The organism is Okeania sp. SIO2F5, from assembly GCF_010692685.1.
In the GTDB taxonomy this organism is placed as follows: domain Bacteria; phylum Cyanobacteriota; class Cyanobacteriia; order Cyanobacteriales; family Microcoleaceae; genus Okeania; species Okeania hirsuta.
Genome location: NZ_JAAHGU010000141.1, coordinates 1 through 18,035 on the forward strand (window position 1 = coordinate 1; position 18,035 = coordinate 18,035).

Annotated in this window: 13 protein-coding genes; 6 read left to right on the forward strand and 7 right to left on the reverse strand. The window is 36.7% G+C overall.

What is annotated here, in order from left to right:
- Positions 1-223 precede the first annotated feature (223 nt).
- Positions 224-355, reverse strand: a complete 132-nt coding sequence (locus F6K27_RS27445) for a hypothetical protein (RefSeq protein WP_275670344.1) — start codon at positions 353-355, stop codon at positions 224-226.
- A gap of 138 nt (positions 356-493) precedes the next feature.
- The gene (locus tag F6K27_RS27450) at positions 494-1,897 is read right to left on the reverse strand and encodes a (Fe-S)-binding protein (protein ID WP_287279246.1); all 1,404 of its coding nucleotides are present in this window, start codon (positions 1,895-1,897) and stop codon (positions 494-496) included.
- Positions 1,898-2,417: 520 nt separating this feature from the next.
- On the opposite strand from F6K27_RS27450, the gene F6K27_RS27455 reads away from it, so the two are divergent.
- A complete protein-coding gene (locus tag F6K27_RS27455; RefSeq protein ID WP_287279247.1) occupies positions 2,418-4,373 on the forward strand; it encodes a CHRD domain-containing protein in 1,956 nt (651 codons plus the stop codon).
- A gap of 215 nt (positions 4,374-4,588) precedes the next feature.
- Here the strand turns inward: F6K27_RS27455 and F6K27_RS27460 are convergent, their stop codons facing one another.
- Positions 4,589-5,926: an FAD-binding oxidoreductase gene (locus F6K27_RS27460; protein ID WP_375339717.1), complete on the reverse strand. Its 1,338-nt coding sequence runs from the start codon at positions 5,924-5,926 to the stop codon at positions 4,589-4,591.
- A gap of 422 nt (positions 5,927-6,348) precedes the next feature.
- On the opposite strand from F6K27_RS27460, the gene F6K27_RS27465 reads away from it, so the two are divergent.
- A complete protein-coding gene (locus tag F6K27_RS27465; protein ID WP_287279249.1) occupies positions 6,349-6,513 on the forward strand; it encodes an EF-hand domain-containing protein in 165 nt (54 codons plus the stop codon).
- Between the two features lie 121 nt (positions 6,514-6,634).
- Here the strand turns inward: F6K27_RS27465 and F6K27_RS27470 are convergent, their stop codons facing one another.
- Entirely contained in the window at positions 6,635-7,300 is a 666-nt protein-coding gene (locus F6K27_RS27470) for a class I SAM-dependent methyltransferase (protein ID WP_287279250.1), read from the reverse strand.
- Between the two features lie 355 nt (positions 7,301-7,655).
- Here F6K27_RS27470 and F6K27_RS27475 point away from each other — a divergent pair, with 355 nt between their 5' ends.
- Positions 7,656-9,554, forward strand: coding sequence for a S9 family peptidase (locus tag F6K27_RS27475; RefSeq protein ID WP_287279251.1), 1,899 nt, complete (start codon positions 7,656-7,658; stop codon positions 9,552-9,554).
- 799 nt (positions 9,555-10,353) lie between these two features.
- On the opposite strand, the gene F6K27_RS27480 is transcribed toward F6K27_RS27475, so the two are convergent.
- Positions 10,354-12,405, reverse strand: a complete 2,052-nt coding sequence (locus F6K27_RS27480) for a mechanosensitive ion channel domain-containing protein (protein WP_287279252.1) — start codon at positions 12,403-12,405, stop codon at positions 10,354-10,356.
- 626 nt (positions 12,406-13,031) lie between these two features.
- Here F6K27_RS27480 and F6K27_RS27485 point away from each other — a divergent pair.
- Positions 13,032-13,274, forward strand: coding sequence for a hypothetical protein (locus F6K27_RS27485; protein ID WP_124144574.1), 243 nt, complete (start codon positions 13,032-13,034; stop codon positions 13,272-13,274).
- 95 nt (positions 13,275-13,369) lie between these two features.
- On the opposite strand, the gene F6K27_RS27490 is transcribed toward F6K27_RS27485, so the two are convergent.
- Positions 13,370-13,513, reverse strand: coding sequence for a hypothetical protein (locus tag F6K27_RS27490; RefSeq protein ID WP_287279253.1), 144 nt, complete (start codon positions 13,511-13,513; stop codon positions 13,370-13,372).
- A 678-nt stretch (positions 13,514-14,191) separates the two neighbouring features.
- Entirely contained in the window at positions 14,192-15,259 is a 1,068-nt protein-coding gene (gene murG / locus F6K27_RS27495) for an undecaprenyldiphospho-muramoylpentapeptide beta-N-acetylglucosaminyltransferase (RefSeq protein ID WP_287279254.1), read from the reverse strand.
- 544 nt (positions 15,260-15,803) lie between these two features.
- Between murG and F6K27_RS27500 the strand changes: the two genes are divergently transcribed.
- Together F6K27_RS27500 and F6K27_RS27505 are read left to right on the forward strand one after the other, a co-directional pair.
- Positions 15,804-16,646 (forward strand): nuclear transport factor 2 family protein, encoded by an 843-nt coding sequence (locus F6K27_RS27500; protein WP_287279255.1) that lies wholly within the window; start codon positions 15,804-15,806, stop codon positions 16,644-16,646.
- Positions 16,647-16,949: 303 nt separating this feature from the next.
- Entirely contained in the window at positions 16,950-17,723 is a 774-nt protein-coding gene (locus F6K27_RS27505; protein ID WP_287279256.1) for an SDR family oxidoreductase, read from the forward strand.
- The last annotated feature ends 312 nt before the right edge of the window (positions 17,724-18,035 follow it).

Genomic DNA, 18,035 nt, shown 5'->3' on the forward strand with positions numbered 1-18,035 from the left:
GCATCCTTAAAACTTTAACCTTTAGCGATCGCCTAATTTATGAAAAATACAGCTCATACAGTTACTTTTATGTTACATTATCAATATTTATGTAATATGTAAAGATGCCAGCGCTCATTGCTATATCAAAGCATTGACATATAGAGACAAGTGCCTTTTTAGGTCTTTAAAAAGTATAAGGTTTTCGTTGTAGGCAGCTCAAAAAGTTAGGATTTTGGACTGACTATGGCAGAAAAATCAAGGGATAATTCTTACTACTGCCTCCTCGCTCCCGACCCTTTTCTCCTGTCTCCTGACTCCTACCAAAAGACTTTCCATAAGCAAACCCTAAATACCAAATCCAGTTATCATGCATGACCTTTTTCGCCAATGAGATATGAAATACGCTGGCTTCGGAGTGATATATATGATGACTCAATCACGGCAGCTATGATTTTCTTCTAAAATTCTGTCTACTGTCTCCTGTCTCCTGTCTCCTGACTCCTTCTTCTTCTTATAGCTTAACTCCTCGAATTGAATAATCTAATAACTCTATTGGATGCATTAAAATCATTTTCTTTCCTTGCAATTCTAAATGCTTTTTAATCTGCAAAGAACATCCAGGATTAGCAGAAGCAATTAATTCTGCACCTGTATTCAACAAATTTTCTACTTTTTGTTGCCCCAACTCATCAGCTATTTCCGGTTGCAACATATTATAAACTCCAGCACTACCACAACACAAAGAAGCATCTATTGGTTCGCGCAACTTCACTCCGGGAATTTTTTGTAATAGTTGTCTGGGTTGCAAACTAATTTTTTGACCATGTAATAAATGGCAAGCATCTTGATAAACTATGGTCAATTCTTCCTCTTCAGTTAAAGGAGAAAGTTTAGCTGTTAATCCTACATTTGCTAAAAATTCTTGTACATCTTTAACATTACTAGAAAACTCTTTTGCTTTGTCAGAATATTCTGAATCATCTTGGAGAATATTGCCGTATTCTTTCAGAGTATGACCGCAACCTGCAGCATTAATAATAACTGCATCAACGCCAGTATTAGCAAAACTATCTATCATTTGTTTTGCCAAAGTATGAGCTTGTTTTGTTTGCCCTTGATGTTCTGGCAAAGCAGCACAACAACCTTGACTTTTAGGAATCAAAACTTCGCAACAATTAGCAGTTAAAACTCTAATTGTTGCCTCATTAACTGGTGAGAAAAATATTCTTTGTACACAACCTAAAATCAAACCGACTCGATAACGTTTTTCTCCTTGAGCAGGGATAACAGTAGGATAATTATCCTGGAAAGAATCAGCAGTAATTTCCGGTAAAATAGATTCCATTGCTGCTAATCTGGGGGATATTTTTTTCAGCAGTTCAGTAGCACGAATAAATTTCTGGAATCCTAATTTTTGATACGCTAATAGAGGGATGAGTAATGGTCGTAATCTCTGAGGATATGGGAAAATATTAAAGATGAGATTACGAATAAATTTGTCAGGTAATGAACGTTTAATATTTCGCTCTACTTGCGGACGAGTTGCAGCGATTAATTTGTCATATTTAACATTGGATGGGCAAGTAGTTACACAGGCAAGACAACCTAAGCAAGTATCAAAATGTTCGGAGGTAGTTTTATTGAGTGGTGCTTCTCCTTTGTTAATAGCATCCATAGCATAAATTCGTCCCCTGGGAGAATCCATTTCTTTACCAATTACCCTATAACTAGGACAGGTTGACAAACAAAACCCACAGTGAACGCAAGCATCAATTAATTCAGGTAATGGTGGTTTTTGAGAGTCAAAACTAGGGTTATCTGTTAAAGATTTTAAATGTGGATTTTGCTGTAAAAAGTTGCTTTCTTTAGCAGGAATTTCTCGATTATTTTCGGTATTTATGTCTTTTATCTGCATATCTTATATTCAAATATTTGTTGATACTAACTTTAAATTATCGTGCTATACATCAATCTTTTTGTCAATCAATAAATAGTAGGTAAGCATTTCCTACGGACTGCTGCGCAAACAGCTATTAGAAGTCAGCGCTTCCCTGCCGGATGCTACGCAAACAGCAATAAGACTCAGATGAGTTTAGTAAGCTCTAATTTGGCGTTAATTAATAAACTTTATCTAAAACCAAAAACAATAGCTGATGGCTGATGGCTGATGGCTGAATGCTTACATAGTAGAGAGCAATTACTATCTCACCTGTAAATTTTTATTATAGCATTTAATAATACTTAATAAAACAAACTGATTGTAGAGAATTTACCTATAAATAATCTAATTTATGAGTATAGTTATCAAAATATGACAAGGTATCATATTTTTTTGCAAAAAGTAAGAATTATATACCAAAAAAATTTTATATTTAAAATAAATATGACTATTATAGTTTAGTATTAACCATACTGAAAAATTACAGAGATTAATAATGACTACTTATTTATTTGACAACTTCTTGGGGCTTTCTTTACCAATGTCAGAACAACAAGAAGTTCCCCCAATAGCAGATGGTCCAGCTTTAGGAAGTTTCAATGCTTTTTTACCAGGAAATACATTACTAATAGAGGGACTCTATGGTGGACTATCAAGCCCTTTATTTCCTGTAGGAGCAGCAGACTCAGAGGGAAACCCTCAAAGCGCAATTCATGTTCATCAGGCTGAAGCAGGTCAGAATGGAGGTATTATCCGCAACTTAACTGTATCAGAATTTGATGATACTACAGGTATATTTCATGGTGCTTTTACTCTCACAGACACAGAAACACAGGCAGCAGAAGCAGACGAGTTGTATATAAATCTGCACACAGAGAATAATCAAAGTGGAGAGCTACGAGGACAGGTTCTTTTAGACGATCTAGAAGCAACAGTTGGTCTAGGGTTGCCCATGTCAGAAGCTTTTGAAGTACCACCAGTAGCAGATACCCCCGCAGAAGGAATAGTAAATGCCATTCTGACTGGTAATAACCTATTAATACAAGGAACTTTTTCAGATTTATCAAGCGATTTATTTCCGGTTGGAGATGAAGACTCAGCAGGAAATCCTCAGAGCGCCATTCATCTGCATCAGGGATTAGCTAATTCTAATGGTGGAATTATTCGTAATTTCGATGTAATTGATAATGGTGATGGATCGGGTGGATTTTTTGGTGATTTTACTTTAAGTCCCGATGAAATAGTAGCTGCTGAGTCTGGAAATTTGTACGTCAACCTCCATACAGAAAATAATCAGAGTGGAGAATTACGCACCCAAGTTCTGCTCAACGAAATAGACCCAACAGGAAATGATCTAGCAACATTTTTACCGATATCAACCGTTCAAGAAGTCGATCCAGTAGGACTTAGTGACGGATCAGGAACTTTTTATGCAGTCCTCTCTGGCAATACTCTTAATATATCCGGTGATTTTTCTGTTGTATCAAGTGATTTGTTGAATGTCGGACCCTCCGAGGACTCAGAGGGGAACCCTCAAAGTTCAGTTCACCTTCATTTGGGTGGACTTGGTGAGAATGGCGATATTTTACGCAACTTGACTGTGGTTGAAACTGATGGTGTTGGTGCAGGTTTCTTCTCTGGTAGTTTTACTCTGGATGAAACTGAAGTTGCAGCAGTAGAGTCAGGAGGAGTTTATATTAACCTGCACACAGTAAATAATCCGAGTGGTGAGTTGCGCGGACAGGTGATTTTAGAAGATTTGGATACTGTAATTCCTCTTGATGATGTAGTGTTCAATGGAGACAACCGGGATAACAATATTGATGCAGGTTTTGCTAACGATATAGTAAGAGGTTTTGCTGGAGACGATCGATTAAATGGACTCGCAGGTGACGATCGCGTCATTGGTGGTGATGGTAATGACAACCTGATTGGTGCTAGAGGAAACGATACTCTATTAGGCCAGGATGGTAATGATGTTTTAGAAGGTCGCCCTGGGTTCGATATATTGCTTGGTGGAGACGGTAATGATATTCTCAATGGTGGTCAAGGTCGCGATCGCCTGAATGGTGGTGCTGGAGACGATGAATTGATAGGTGGGGCAAGTATAGACCGATTTATTTTTAACACCAACGAAGAATTTGATTCTCAAGATATAGGTATAGACCAGATTAATGATTTTAATAGTGGGCAAGATAGAATTTTGCTTGACTTGAGAACCTTTACTGCTCTAGATAGTTCTCCTGGTATTGGTTTATCTACAGATGATTTTGCAATTTTCTCTAGTGAAGTTGATGCTGCAACTGCTGAGGCTAAAATTGTTTACAACTCTGCTAGTGGAGCGTTGTATTATAATGCCAACGGTACTGAAGATGGGTTTGGTAGTGGCGCTCAATTTGCCACATTAGACGGCAGTCCAGAGTTAGTAGCTAATGATTTTCAAGTTAGATAGATAGGAATTGCCACTCTACCTGTACGCTCAGTTGCAACGCACCTTACACCATTCCTGCCTGTTTGATCTGAAAACTAATTCATATCATGTCCGGATAATTAGCGATCAAAAAAACTTTCTCCTCTTTCTTTTTCTTTCTTCCTTCCTGACTTCTGACTCCTCCGTCGTTTATTTATAACTGTTCAACCGGACATGATATCATATTATATTCCCTGTTAAATTCCACCAACAAAAGAATGAGGATTAAAAATATTTTGTGGGTCAAATTGTTGTTTAATTCGGCGCATTATCTCAATACCATTCTGATTATAACCCCAAACATCTAGTTTTTCTTTTATCTCTAATGGTGCTGCTAAAACTGTGATAAATCCACCTTTAGATTCACACCAATGCCGTAATTCTAGAAGAGTTTCGGGAGTAACAGAATTAAACTTTAATTCTCCCAAACCACTCCCTGCATGAATTAATCCGAAACCAGTTTCTATGGCCGATCGCTCTAAAGTTTCTACAGCTTCGGTAGGAATAACTCCTATTTTACAAATTATTTCATTTGGCTGAGAATGCCATATTTGTTGTTTTAATTTTTGCCATAATTCTGCTTCATAATCATTGTAACGGGTGGAATTTAAACCTAAGCTGTCTCCCACTTTTAATAATTGATTAGATTGCTCTTCAACACTCTCTATTATGCTTTGAAATCTAACCATTAATCCCACACCTTTACCTAAGTCTAATTGTTCTACTAATTTAGTTGAAAGTAAGTCAATAGCAACGGGTGTTAATGCTGAAGATAATAAAGTTTGAGTTGCTTTGGCAATGTTATTTTTTTCTCCTACTAAAACAACGGTACCGGATGCTTGTTGTTGAGGATAAACTCTCAGAGTAACTTGACTAATGATACCTAATGTGCCATAAGAACCTGTAAATAATTTCATTAGGTCGTAACCTGCCACATTTTTAACTACCCGTCCTCCCGCTTTAGCAATTTTTCCATCCGATCGCACAAAACTTATACCCAGTAGCATATCTCGTACACCCCGGTAGCGTTGACGAAGGGAACCTGTATCAGCAGTGGCAATGATACCGCCAATAGTAGCAGTTTCTGGATAAGCAGGGTCGATAGCGAGAAATTGACCTGCTTTTGCTAAGGTTTCTTGTAATTCTGCATATTTCATCCCAGCTTCCACAGTAACAGTTAAGTCACCCACAGCGTGTTCAATGAGATGGTTGAGACGATCGCTACTAATAACTGTTATTCCTTGTTTGTGAGTAGTTCGGTCTACTTTCATTAACCCTCCCCAATGAACTTTGCTACCGTTACCACAAGGTAATATTGCCCAATTATTTTGAGCACAGCAGTTAACTATGGTAGAAAGTTGTGCTTGAGTTTCTGGATAGACGATGCAGTTGATGGTAGTGTCGGGAGCGATCGCCTGTGATATTTGTTGTTTTTTTGTTTGGTCTATATCTTGCCACAAACTAATATTTTCTTTGCCGACAATAGTTTCTAATTCTTGTATGTTAAATGTATTTTCTTGGGAAATCACTATGATTAATTATGAATGGTATTAAGGAACAAGGAACAGGGAACAGAGAACAGGGAATAGGGAATGAATAAAAATTCTAGACTAACCTAAAACTGTACCTCACGCTTCCTGAAATTTGCTGTATATGCTGAACTACTTATTTTTATCATACTTTTAGATTTATATTTATTGCGAACTTCAATTTATTCTTTTTTAAAAAAAGCAAAGAACGAGTTGGTGTTTGACATAGACTGATGATCAACCTTAAACAAAGAAGTGCTTTTCCTACTGTTCCCTGTTCCCTGCTATATAAACTATAAATGTGCAACCCCCCTTTCCCGACTATAGTCTGATATAGTATCAAATTGTTTAACCCCATAGTCTGATAAATCCTGATGGGAATAAGGACAAATCTAGGTTCAATTATTTGAATAAAGGAAAACAAAAATATGCTGACAGAATTACAAACAAAAAAATGGACAGGTCTGTTTCAAGTCTATGATGCCGATCAAAATGGTGTAGTAGAAAAAGACGATTTTGAGGAAATATTCCAGAATCTTGCTAGAGGGGGTAATTTCACTCAGGGAACACCACAAATTATTAGATATTATTAGAGAAGATGATCTGGTAGGAGTTAGATAGTTAAAGAAAATGTAAGTAAAAAAAACTTTATTTTTACCTATAAAAAATACTTATTTAACTTACTAACTACCCCCTAAAACCGATCGCTTAATACTAAACCTGACGATAAGCAATTACAGCATAAAAAGGGTCGCCTCCTCCTAAACCGAACATCTGTAAAAAACCAGGTACATTTGACTTCTGATAAATTACCTCTACTTGACTAAATCCTGGAACCCCATTAGCATTTTTTACACTGTCAAAATAACGCTTAACTAACTCTACTCTTGAGGTTTCTGAACCATCTCGCCAAGCACTAATAGCCTTTTGATAAAACATCCGATTAGAAAAGCTAATAATTGCTATCCCGCCAGGTTTCAAAATTCGATAAATTTCATAAAATATAGCATCAGGATATTGCAAATATTGAATAGAAACACAGTTAACAACAGCATCAAAATCTTTGTCAGGAAAAGGTAGTTTTAAATCCTTGTTTAAATCTTGAACAAAGTAATGATTTAATTGACGATTTTTAGCCAACTCCTCCTCATTCATACCATGTCCTTCAACATGAGCAAATTCCATATCCTGTGGTAAGTGAGAAACCCAACTACTCATCATATCCAAAATCCGAGTATGAGGTTTCAGGCGATCGCGATATAAATTTGTCAACTGGTCAATAAACCCTTCATCCACATGAGTAACAAACCTAGGGTAAGAATAAAACAGGCGATCGTCAGAGTCATCTAATTTCGTGCGTTGATTAGCTTGTAGTAACATAAATAGTCAAGGTGGGTTTACACTACATAATATATTTTATCCAAATGTTACGAATTGTAAAGTAAGCGGTACAATAAAAAATGTATAGCAATAGCTAGAACAGTTAGGACAAAGACTGATAATGATCTTTAGGTGTTGCTGAATTGAAGTATGAATGCGCGATTGTTTGGTTCAGGTCCACGCCCCCTAAATCCCCCAAAATTGGGGGACTTTTAGAGTTTTATTCCCCCCAAAATTGGGGGGGCAAAATCATACCCAGAATCAGCAACGCCAATCTTTAGACAGAGAAATGTTTTTCAATCTGTTCCCTGTTGCCTGCTATGCAACTTCAGCAAATCAAATATTCAACCAAAATATGACAACAACAACCGCAGAAAAAATGACAACTAAACTCCCTCCCCTTATTCCCCGTGAAATTTTGTTTGGCAACCCCGAACGTACCAGTCCCAAACTTTCCCCCGATGGCAAATATCTGGCATATATTGCTCCAGATGAAAAAAATGTCTTGCAAATATGGGTACGAACAATAGGTCAAGAAGACGACCGCCAACTTACTGCCGACAAAAAACGGGGCATTCGGATGTATTTCTGGACTTACAACGAAGACCAACTCATATATCTTCAAGATGCTGATGGGGATGAAAATTATCATCTCTATCAAGTTAATATTCAATCAAACATGGTGCGCGACCTCACCCCATTCCAGGGAGTCAAAGCAGAAGTAATAGATTTAGACCATAATTTCCCTGACCAAATATTAGTGGGTCTGAACCTGAAAAATCCCCAAACTTTCGATGTTTACCGCATCAACCTCAATAATGGTGCAGTAGAATTTGACACCCATAACCCAGGTAATATTGTTGGTTGGACTGCTGATGCAAAATTCCAAATCCTGGCTGCAGCAACCATCACAGAGGATGGAGGTTCGGATTTACTGTATCGCGAAACCACAGAAAAATCTTGGGAAACTATCCGTCACTGGGGGCCAGATGAAGATGGAGGCCCGAGTTTCTTCTCCAATGATGGCAAAACTCTCTATATATCAGCTAACCATGATGCTAATGCTATACGTTTACTTGCTCTCGATCTTGCCACTCGCGAAGAAAAAGTAATTGCTGAAGACTCCCAATATGACATTAGTGGCAGTTTAACTCATCCTATTACTCGTGCTATTGAAGCAGTGGGTTTCTACAAAGATAAATTAGAATGGCAGATTCTAGATGATAGCATTGCTGCAGATTTTGAATTTCTCAAGCAAGCGCACAAAGGCGAGTTTCGCATCGTTAGTCGTACCCTCGAAGACAATAACTGGTTGGTAGCTTATTTTACTGATGACGGACCTGTTTATTATCATACTTACGACCGCACTGCTAAAACTATAACTTTTCTCTTTAGCAACCAACCCCAACTCGAAGGTTTACAGTTGGCACCAATGGAATCCATTTCCTACGCTGCTAGGGATGGTCTAACTATTCATGGTTATCTGACTAAACCTGTAGGTGTTCCAACTCCAGCACCAGCAGTGCTTTTAGTTCATGGGGGACCATGGGCACGAGATACCTGGGGTTATAGATCGCAAACTCAGTGGTTAGCTAACCGAGGTTATGTTGTATTGCAAATTAATTTCCGAGGTTCGACTGGTTACGGTAAAGATTTTCTCAATGCTGGTAACCGGGAATGGGGAGCGAAAATGCACGACGATCTAATTGATGGAGTTAACTGGTTAGTTGAAAAGGGTATTGCCGACAAGGATAAAATTGCTATCATGGGTGGTTCTTATGGTGGTTATGCAACATTGGTAGGGTTGACTTTCACCCCGGAAGTGTTTGCTGCTGGCGTGGATATTGTCGGACCGAGTAACTTGATCACTTTAATGCAAACTATCCCTCCTTATTGGGAACCTTTGAAGAAAGTCTTTTTCCATCGTGTGGGAAATTTGGAAACTGAAGCAGAGTTTTTGAAGTCGCGATCGCCTCTGTTTTTTGTAGATAAAATTCAGAAACCTTTGTTAATAGGTCAAGGAGCAAATGACCCACGGGTGAAAGAGTCGGAAAGTACGCAAATTGTTAAGGCAATGGAAGACGCGGGTAAACCGATCGAATATGTGCTATATACAGATGAAGGACATGGTTTTGCTCGTCCAGAAAACCGTTTACATTTTTATGCGATCGCTGAGGAATTTTTAGCAAAGTATCTAGGTGGAATATTTGAACCAGTAGGTAATATAGAAGGTCACTCTGGTGTAGTTCATTAGAGTAGGGGAGTAGGGGAGTAGGGGAGCAAATTCCTTGGATAAGAGGTACAGAGATTAACAATTTAACGTTTGTAGTGCGGGCATCTTGCCCGCGATGGGTGCACCTCATATAGCAATGTGCGCTGGCATATTTAGGGCTTGCTGATTAAATATCAAAGCATTGACTGATATTGGTTTGCTGCCTTTTTTTGTCTTTAAAAAGTGCAAGCTTTTCGGTCGCTCAAGCTCAAAAAGCTAGTATTTTGGGATGATTATGGCAGAAAAATAAAGGGACAATTTTTACTACTACCTCCTCGCTCATCCCCATTTCTCCTGTCTCCTGTCTCCTGTCTCCTGTCTCCTACCCCCACCAACAGACTTTATGAGCGCAAACCCTATTTACAAATTACAAGAGGTGTCCAATAGCTAAAAGCCTTATATTATCGGTTTTTTATTCCCCCTTCCGGAGCTGTTGCCTGTTGCCTGTTGCCTGTTGCCTGCGCACAGTGCTATAACTTCGGAAACTGCTGTAAATACATCCTCTTTCTTTGGTAGTCCTGCGGAGCGTAATAGTATACAGCAAAAAAATACCAGGTACGGGAGCAAAAGGAATACCTGAAACGGGAGCAAGATGCACCACTACCCAACAGTTTAAAACTCAGGCAACACCAGATTTTTCCTTCTGTGCTAGATAACTAAAGCCTTCTTCCTTCTTCCTTCTTCCTTCTTTCTTCTCCTCTTCTTCCCTCCTGACTCGGTAACTTCCCCTCCACCGGAGGGGGAGGGGTTAGGGGTGGGTTGACTCCTGACTCCTGATTAACTATTCTTCTTCATAAAAACTATAAAAAAGATATTCATTTTTAAAACCATGTCTATCTAAGACATGATGAATTAACCCACGATCAATTAATAATTGACCAATCGAAATTGCTTCTTGTAAATTCAAATTTTGAGTCCTCATTAACCATTTTACTGCCTCAGAACCAACAAAACATTTTGGGTAAATACCCCACCGATGTCGGCGGTCTTTTATTGCTACTCCATGAGAACCACGCATTTCCTGAATCAAGGTATCTATATCTATATTATTAAGAATTTCACTGTCGATATTATTGATGGTTGATACAGTTAAATTATCCTCTTCATCTAGCTCTAAATCAGAAATTTTTCTTTCCAGTTTATGTACAAAACTATCAGGATAATAAAGTTCTGCAGATTGGGTAGTATTTTTCTGAATCCAAGTCTGAATCATTTGCTCTATTTCTGGAGATTTTAAATGCAAATCTCGCTGAGGAAAAGGAATTTCAATTCCATATTTTCTTAGACTTACTTCAATACGGTAATTTAGTTCACTTTTGAGCTTGCTTTTTTTCTGAGGTTCTCTAATCCAAACAAGCAAATCAAAGTTTAGAGAACTATCACCAAATTCTTGAAACCATAGTTGCGGTGATGGATGTAATAATACTTCGGGATGACTTTTAGCTACTTCTAAAATAGCTTTTCTAACTAACCTAATTTCAGAACCATAGGCAACTCCTATGGGAACTTTTACCCGAGAAATCGGATTATTATGACTCCAATTTAAAACTTCATTTTCTAGAAAACGAGAGTTAGGAACAATTAAAGAAATCTTGTCTAAAGTAGTAATGTAAGTGCTGCGTAAACCAATCCGTTTAACAATACCTTCTAAATTTCCAACTTGAATAAAATCACCCACTTGAATAGGCCGCTCAAAAATTAGAATAATGCCACTCATAAAATTGTTAGCAATATTCTGTAGACCAAAACCGATACCTACACCAAGGACACTAGCAATAATTGCTAAAGAACTAACATCTACCCCCCAAAGTTGCAGAATAATTAGTATACCTAAGAAAATTAAGCCATATTGAACTAAGAAACTAATTGTATCTTGAATGCTCTGCTCTGCTCCTGTTAAGCCAATAATTTTACTTCTGAAGATGCTAATAAAATATCCTACTCCTTTCCACATTGCAATGGTTAATCCGACTAAAAACATTATGTCTAAAATGGAAAAACCTTTGTTACCTAGATTAAAAATAGTAGAAGTAAAGCTCTCTTTTAAAATATTTAATACTTTGTCGCGATAGTTGCTAAGAAATGGTATTAAATCGGTTATATAGAGGACAACTACTATCCAGACTATGACTCTAACAGCAATTCCAGTTAATGGCAAAAGTGTAGGGAAATAATTGACAAGTTTAGGATATCTTTCCTCAAATAAATTGCTAATTTTGAATTCAAAAAAACCATAAGATAACTGTAGAGTAAAAGCAGTTAAAATTAGAATAATACTGATAATTAATACTTTGAAAAGATAACGTGGCTGACGTTCTTTTTGACCTAATTCCAAAGCTTCTTCAATTCTATATTTCCAGATTACTGCTTGCTCTTCTATTTTCATTCTTTTTTTGACATCTGTCGCAGTTACTGTGAGTAGATATTTACTATTAACACGCAGAATTGTTTCTTCATTTTTCTGGTCTATATCTACCTCTATAGATTCACCTGAGCTTAAGATATTTTCTAATGTTGAACTGATGATTTCAGCTCGTTTAGTAGCTGTCAAATTTTTATCATCATTACCTGATACTTTAAATAAGATTTTACCATTAAGTACTACTGGAGCTGTTTTGAAATTATTATTAGTAGCAGTAGATTGCCCCCAAGCTGGTACTATGAAAAATAATAAAGGTAGCAAAAAAGCAATTATTAATATTTGAATAATTTGTCTTTGAGCTATTTTTCTCCTTAGTGGAAAAATCAAACTATTCCTTGTTGCTAGAGAGCAATTTGTTCGTTCACATCTTGCTACTTTTCTCAACTTTAGCCATAAATATTCATACCACATAGCAACCTTTTAAAACCTCAATGAACATTTAATTATCGACTGATTTGCTGTGGAAAAATTGACGCACTAAATTTGTTAACTTATTGGTACTTTCTATTACTGCTAAATTTTGTTCTAGCAGATTTACAGCGCTTTTGCCGATCTCTGAACCACATCATCACAACAAAAATCGTGTAGGGGCGTTAGCGGCAGCTTTGCGTTAGCAAATGGCCATTTGCTGGCGCATAACTATCGTTAACGCCCCTACTGTGGTCTACTGAAATGAAAACCGCTGTAAGTTTTTTTATTAGGACTTACTAATTTTTTAATTTTAATATGAAATACTAAAAATTATGTTATTTAATACTCTCCTTATCTCCCTTACTAATTATTGATATCAAAACAACTTTTGCAAGAGATTATAGTTGTAACTTACTATCATATAAGCTTTTGGCTAAGTTCTCTGAATGGTATAATTATTGTTTGAAAAACGCAGAAGGCATAAGGGAAAATTGCTTATGGATAGTCTTCGACACACCACTCCCTGTCTTATAACCCCAAACAATTTTAAGCATCACCGTTGACGGTGGAGTATTAAACCCGCCACAGAAAAGATAATATCATGAACTTTAAAGTAATGAGGAAAAATGAAATTATTACTCAAGCAAACTAGAGCTACTATTCGTAAATCCCTAGGAGTTATTCGTAAGGGTTTATCGTTTGGAGAAATTTTAGATAATAAAGCTTTGATTGGAACTCACCACAAAACAGGTACTGTTTGGATGTTAACTATATTCAGTGCTATTGGTTCTGATTATGACTTAAAATTTTGCCGGGAGAAAAATAAGGCAGCTCTTAGGGGTTCATCTAAGAACTTTGGGCATTGGTGAAAATAGGTATGACATTTGTCCGGATCAGAGCGCAATAGAACTCTATTCCGCTTACGCGACCAAAAAACTTTCTCCTTCTACTCGGGGTTTCAACTTCATTCTTCCCTCCTGACTCGTGAATTCTGACTTCCCTCCTGGGAGGGGTTAGGGGTGGGTTGACTCCTAAGTAATGCGCGATTAATATCATACACGCTATTCAGCAACGCCGAACTTTGATATTTTTCTTGACGATCATTCAAAGTTGGATTTTGACATACTTTCTAATTACAAAGGATTACATATTATCAGAGACCCAAGAGATGTAATTGTTTCTACTTGTTTCTATCATACAAAATCATCAGAAAAATGGTTACATATTAACAGAAAAGATTTTTGTGGATTGACTTATATCATGTCCGGTTGAACAGTTATAAATAAATAACGACGGAGTCCTCAGGAGTCAGGAGTCAGGAGTCAGGAGGGAAGAAAGAAGAAGGAAGAAGAAGAACTGGAGTTGAAGGAGAAAGTTTTTTATCACTAATTAGCCGGACATGATATTACCAGGAAAAACTAAATTATTATTCATCCTGTGATGATCAATTGATATTTGAAATGGAGAATGCAACTAGGAATGTAATTGAAGATATCAAGTATTGGAATTATGATAATCCTGACTTTATAGAGAGAAAATATGAGGATTTAATTCAAGATACTAACCTAACTTTATTCAGAGATTTTTTTCAGTTTCTAGGGTTCTAGGAAATAATTATTCCTAGTCTATTCAGAATAGCCTACAGAAAAAGTTTTTTTTCTGGACGGGTTTCGAACAGTAAGCATATCAGAACGTGAAAAAAACAGCAGTGGAAAGAATCTTTTAAGCCCATTCACGAAGCCAAGTTTGTGAATCTATTTGATGATGTGTTGAGCAAACTAAATTATCAGTAATTATTCAATAATTTATCGACTAAATTTGCTAATCTCTTAGCACTATCATTTACTGCTAATTTTTCCGAACCCTGATTCATTTTTTCCAGTTTTTCTGGTGAATTTAATAACTCCAAAACTACTGTTTCAAGTTTTTCAGAAGTTAATTCTGATTGAGGAAAAACTATTGCCGCTTCCTGATTTGCAAATACATTAGCATTATAAACTTGATGATTATCAGCAGCATAAGGATAAGGAATTAAAATAGAAGGTGTATGAGTAACTGCTAACTCTGTTAAAGTACCCGCCCCTGCTCTACCAATCACTAAATTTGCCCGCTGAAATAAACCAGCCATATTATGATAAAATGTCATGGGAAAATATTGGGGATGTTCTACACTAAAAGCATCTCTGTCATTTTCCCCAGTTTGGTGAATAATCCAAGCACCAGCATCAACCCATGCAGGAACACATTCTCTCACTAATTGGTTAACCGAAACTGCTCCCTGAGAACCCCCAACAACTGCAATTACAGGGACATTCTCTGGAATAGGTATATCTAACACTTGGGGAGACAAAAATTGCTCTCTGACAGGAGTACCTACATAAACCGTCTTGCCATTAGGGAGATATTTTGCTCCTTCCTCAAAACCCACTGCCACTACATCACATAAACGACTAAACCAACGTGTCACCTTCCCAGGCAAAACATTAGACTCATGGAGAATAACTGGTAAACCCAAGGAACGAGCAGCAATAATGGCCGGAGCAGCAATATAACCACCAGTAGTAAACAATCCTTGAAAGTTTCCCTGCTTAAGTATATGTCTTACCTTTAGAATAGAGCCAATAAGTCCACTCAAAATTTTTAAAGTCCCCAGGCCCAATTTCTGCTGAAAACCTTCAACTGATATAGTATGGAGAGGATACTGGGATGGGACTAACTTAGTTTCTAAACGATTAGGTACTCCTAACCATTCGATCTGATAATCCTTTAATTCCTTAGCAGTGGCGATCGCTGGAAATAAATGTCCGCCAGTACCACTGGCCGCGATTAACAATTTAATTGGTGTATTGGTCAAGGTTTCTTTACTCCCTGGTATAACAATGAGATAAGTCAAAAATTTCAAATCAAAAGGCCAAAGTTTAAGATAAATTGATAATTTGTGTATTTTAATTTATCTATAGCAGGGATCAGGGAACAGTGGTAAAAGCTTTTCTCTGTCTCAGGTTTATCATCAACATAAGTTCTAATCAACTTGTTCCTTACTATAACTTTCAGTTTTGCAGAAGGTCTAATATTTCATAATTAGTCTTTAACGCAGTAACATTAGGCAAAAATTAAACCTACCAAAATAATTGGGTCTAAAACCCTGCCTTTTAAGGCGAAATATTTTTGGAGCGAAGCTCAAATCCCCGTTATAGCAATGAGCGCTCAAGTATTTACAATGTCCAGCTCAAAGTGCAGTAAGCGAAAAGGTGTACAAAAAATAATGTGTAAATATGCCAGCGCACATTGCTATACAAAAATAACTTCTGACTTCTGACTTCTGACTTTGTTAAGGCCATATAATTCGATTCTGACAACCAACAAATCTTTAAACTAACAACTTTTATAAGTTAAAAATGATTATTTCTCAAATCATATTTCGTACCCAAAGCAAATTTTTGATTAAATTTCAGAAATTATCAACAACATTATTTAGTTCTTTATTACTAGGTTTAACTGTTTCTTCTGGAATAGTTTTATCTCCTAATTTTACTTTAGCTCAAGATAGAGATAAAACCCCTGATGAACTGACCGAACTTTTGAAAAAAATAGATCGAGCTGCCAGTCGTCAAGACTTAGAAGATGTCATGGATTTCTATAGTAATGATTTTACTAACTCTGATGGTTTAAATCGGGAAAGTTTGTCAGAAGCTTTATCTAAATTCTGGCAACTTTATAAATCAGTTGAATATCGTACTGAAGTAAAATCCTGGGAAATAGATGGCGATGCAATTGTGGCTGAAACTGTTACTTATATTACTGGTGTTCAGCAAATGAACAATAGAAATATAAGATTAAAGTCTACTATTACTTCTCAACAACGTTATGAAGATAAAAAAATTGTTGAACAAGAAATTTTAGCCGAGCGTAATCAACTGACATCCGGCAAAAATCCACCTACTATTAATGTTAATTTACCACTAGAAGTAGAAGTAGGTAAAAAGTATAACTTTGATGTGATTGTTGCAGAACCTTTGGGCGAACAAATTATGTTAGGAGCTGCTTGGGAAGAACCAATTAATGAAAATTCTTACGATCTTGAACCTGCTAATTTTCAATTAGAACTATTGCCTTCTGGGGGAATTTTTAAAATTGGTGAGGTCATAGAAAATTCTCAGGATCAATGGTTATCAGCAGTTTTGATGAGAAAAGGAGGTATTACTATTAGTACCTATCGTTTAAGAGTTTTGGATAAGTGATGATTTATCTAAGGAGTCATTAGAATTTAGAATTTAGAATTTAGAATTTAGAATTTAGAATTTAGAATTTAGAATTTAGAATTTAGAATTACCTATTCTGATAAATAATATAAATAAGAAGATTGGATAAAAGGATTTTTTTTCTTCTTTTGGTCTCATGGATATGGTTAGGAAACCCATCCATCCCACCCTTCGGGAAGCTCCGAAGATCAACCGCTTTTTTCTCCATGAATGGAGAGGCTTTATACCTGAATTTTTCGGTAAATAATTAAATTAAAATGGTAAGTTTATAGAATAGTAAATATGATTTCTGTTGAGGATAAAATAGTCTTAATTACAGGTGCTAGTAGTGGTATTGGAGAATCTTGTGCCAATATATTTGCTCAAGCAGGTGCAAATCTAATTTTGGCTGCTCGTCGTCAAGAAAAACTAGAAAAACTTGCTGATGAATTAACTAAAAAATTCCAGTGTAAAACTTATTTATTAAAGCTAGATGTACGCGATCGCCTAGCAGTAGAATCAGCAATAAATTCTTTACCTGACCCTTGGAAAAATCTTGATATTTTGATTAATAATGCTGGTTTAAGTCGTGGTTTAGATAAACTCCATGTTGGGGACTTCAACGATTGGGAAGAAATGATTGATACTAATGTTAAAGGATTACTATACATGACTCGCTATGTAGTGCCAGGAATGGTTAATCGTAGTCAAGGTCATGTAGTTAATATTGGTTCTATTGCTGGTCGTGGTGCTTATCCCGGAGGTAATGTTTATTGTGCTTCAAAGGCTGCTGTTAGAGCAATTTCTGAGGGGTTAAAACAGGATTTATTAGGAACTCCTGTGCGAGTCACTGAAATTCAACCAGGTTTAGTAGAAACAGAATTTAGTAATGTCCGATTCCATGGGGACACAGAAAAGGCTAAGAATGTTTACAAAGACTTGACACCATTAACCGGAGATGATATAGCAGATTTAGTATTTTTCTGCGTTACGCGATCGCCCCACGTCAATATCAGCGAACTATTAGTAGTACCCACAGATCAGGCTAATGCAACAATGGTTCATCGACATCAATAGGACGATCGAGAAATATAGAAAATTTTTCAGAATTTTCCAGAATGCTTCAATTACCTTGAGAAATAAATGGTAGATGCACCCTGATAGATAACCTCCGCCGTAATTGGTGGAGGTTTTTTTTGCACTAAAACAATAGAAAATCAAATTGATAATTTCCGGATTAAGTATCAGAAGATGGGAAACAGAAATGGTAGATGCACCCTGATAGATAACCTCCGCCGTAATTGGTGGAGGTTTTTTTTGCACTAAAACAATAGAAAATCAAATTGATAATTTCCGGATTAAGTATCAGAAGATGGGAAACAGAAATGG

Bases quoted from the DNA above. Each gene is read 5' to 3' on its own strand.
- F6K27_RS27505 (WP_287279256.1), top strand. From the start codon at position 16,950: ATGATTTCTGTTGAGGATAAAATAGTCTTAATTACAGGTGCTAGTAGT.
- F6K27_RS27470 (WP_287279250.1), bottom strand. From the start codon at position 7,300: ATGTTACTACAAGCTAATCAACGCACGAAATTAGATGACTCTGACGAT.
- F6K27_RS27485 (WP_124144574.1), top strand. From the start codon at position 13,032: ATGAAATTATTACTCAAGCAAACTAGAGCTACTATTCGTAAATCCCTA.
- F6K27_RS27480 (WP_287279252.1), bottom strand. From the start codon at position 12,405: ATGTGGTATGAATATTTATGGCTAAAGTTGAGAAAAGTAGCAAGATGT.
- F6K27_RS27465 (WP_287279249.1), top strand. From the start codon at position 6,349: ATGCTGACAGAATTACAAACAAAAAAATGGACAGGTCTGTTTCAAGTC.
- F6K27_RS27475 (WP_287279251.1), top strand. From the start codon at position 7,656: ATGACAACAACAACCGCAGAAAAAATGACAACTAAACTCCCTCCCCTT.
- F6K27_RS27500 (WP_287279255.1), top strand. From the start codon at position 15,804: ATGATTATTTCTCAAATCATATTTCGTACCCAAAGCAAATTTTTGATT.
- F6K27_RS27445 (WP_275670344.1), bottom strand. From the start codon at position 355: ATGCATGATAACTGGATTTGGTATTTAGGGTTTGCTTATGGAAAGTCT.
- F6K27_RS27450 (WP_287279246.1), bottom strand. From the start codon at position 1,897: ATGCAGATAAAAGACATAAATACCGAAAATAATCGAGAAATTCCTGCT.
- F6K27_RS27455 (WP_287279247.1), top strand. From the start codon at position 2,418: ATGACTACTTATTTATTTGACAACTTCTTGGGGCTTTCTTTACCAATG.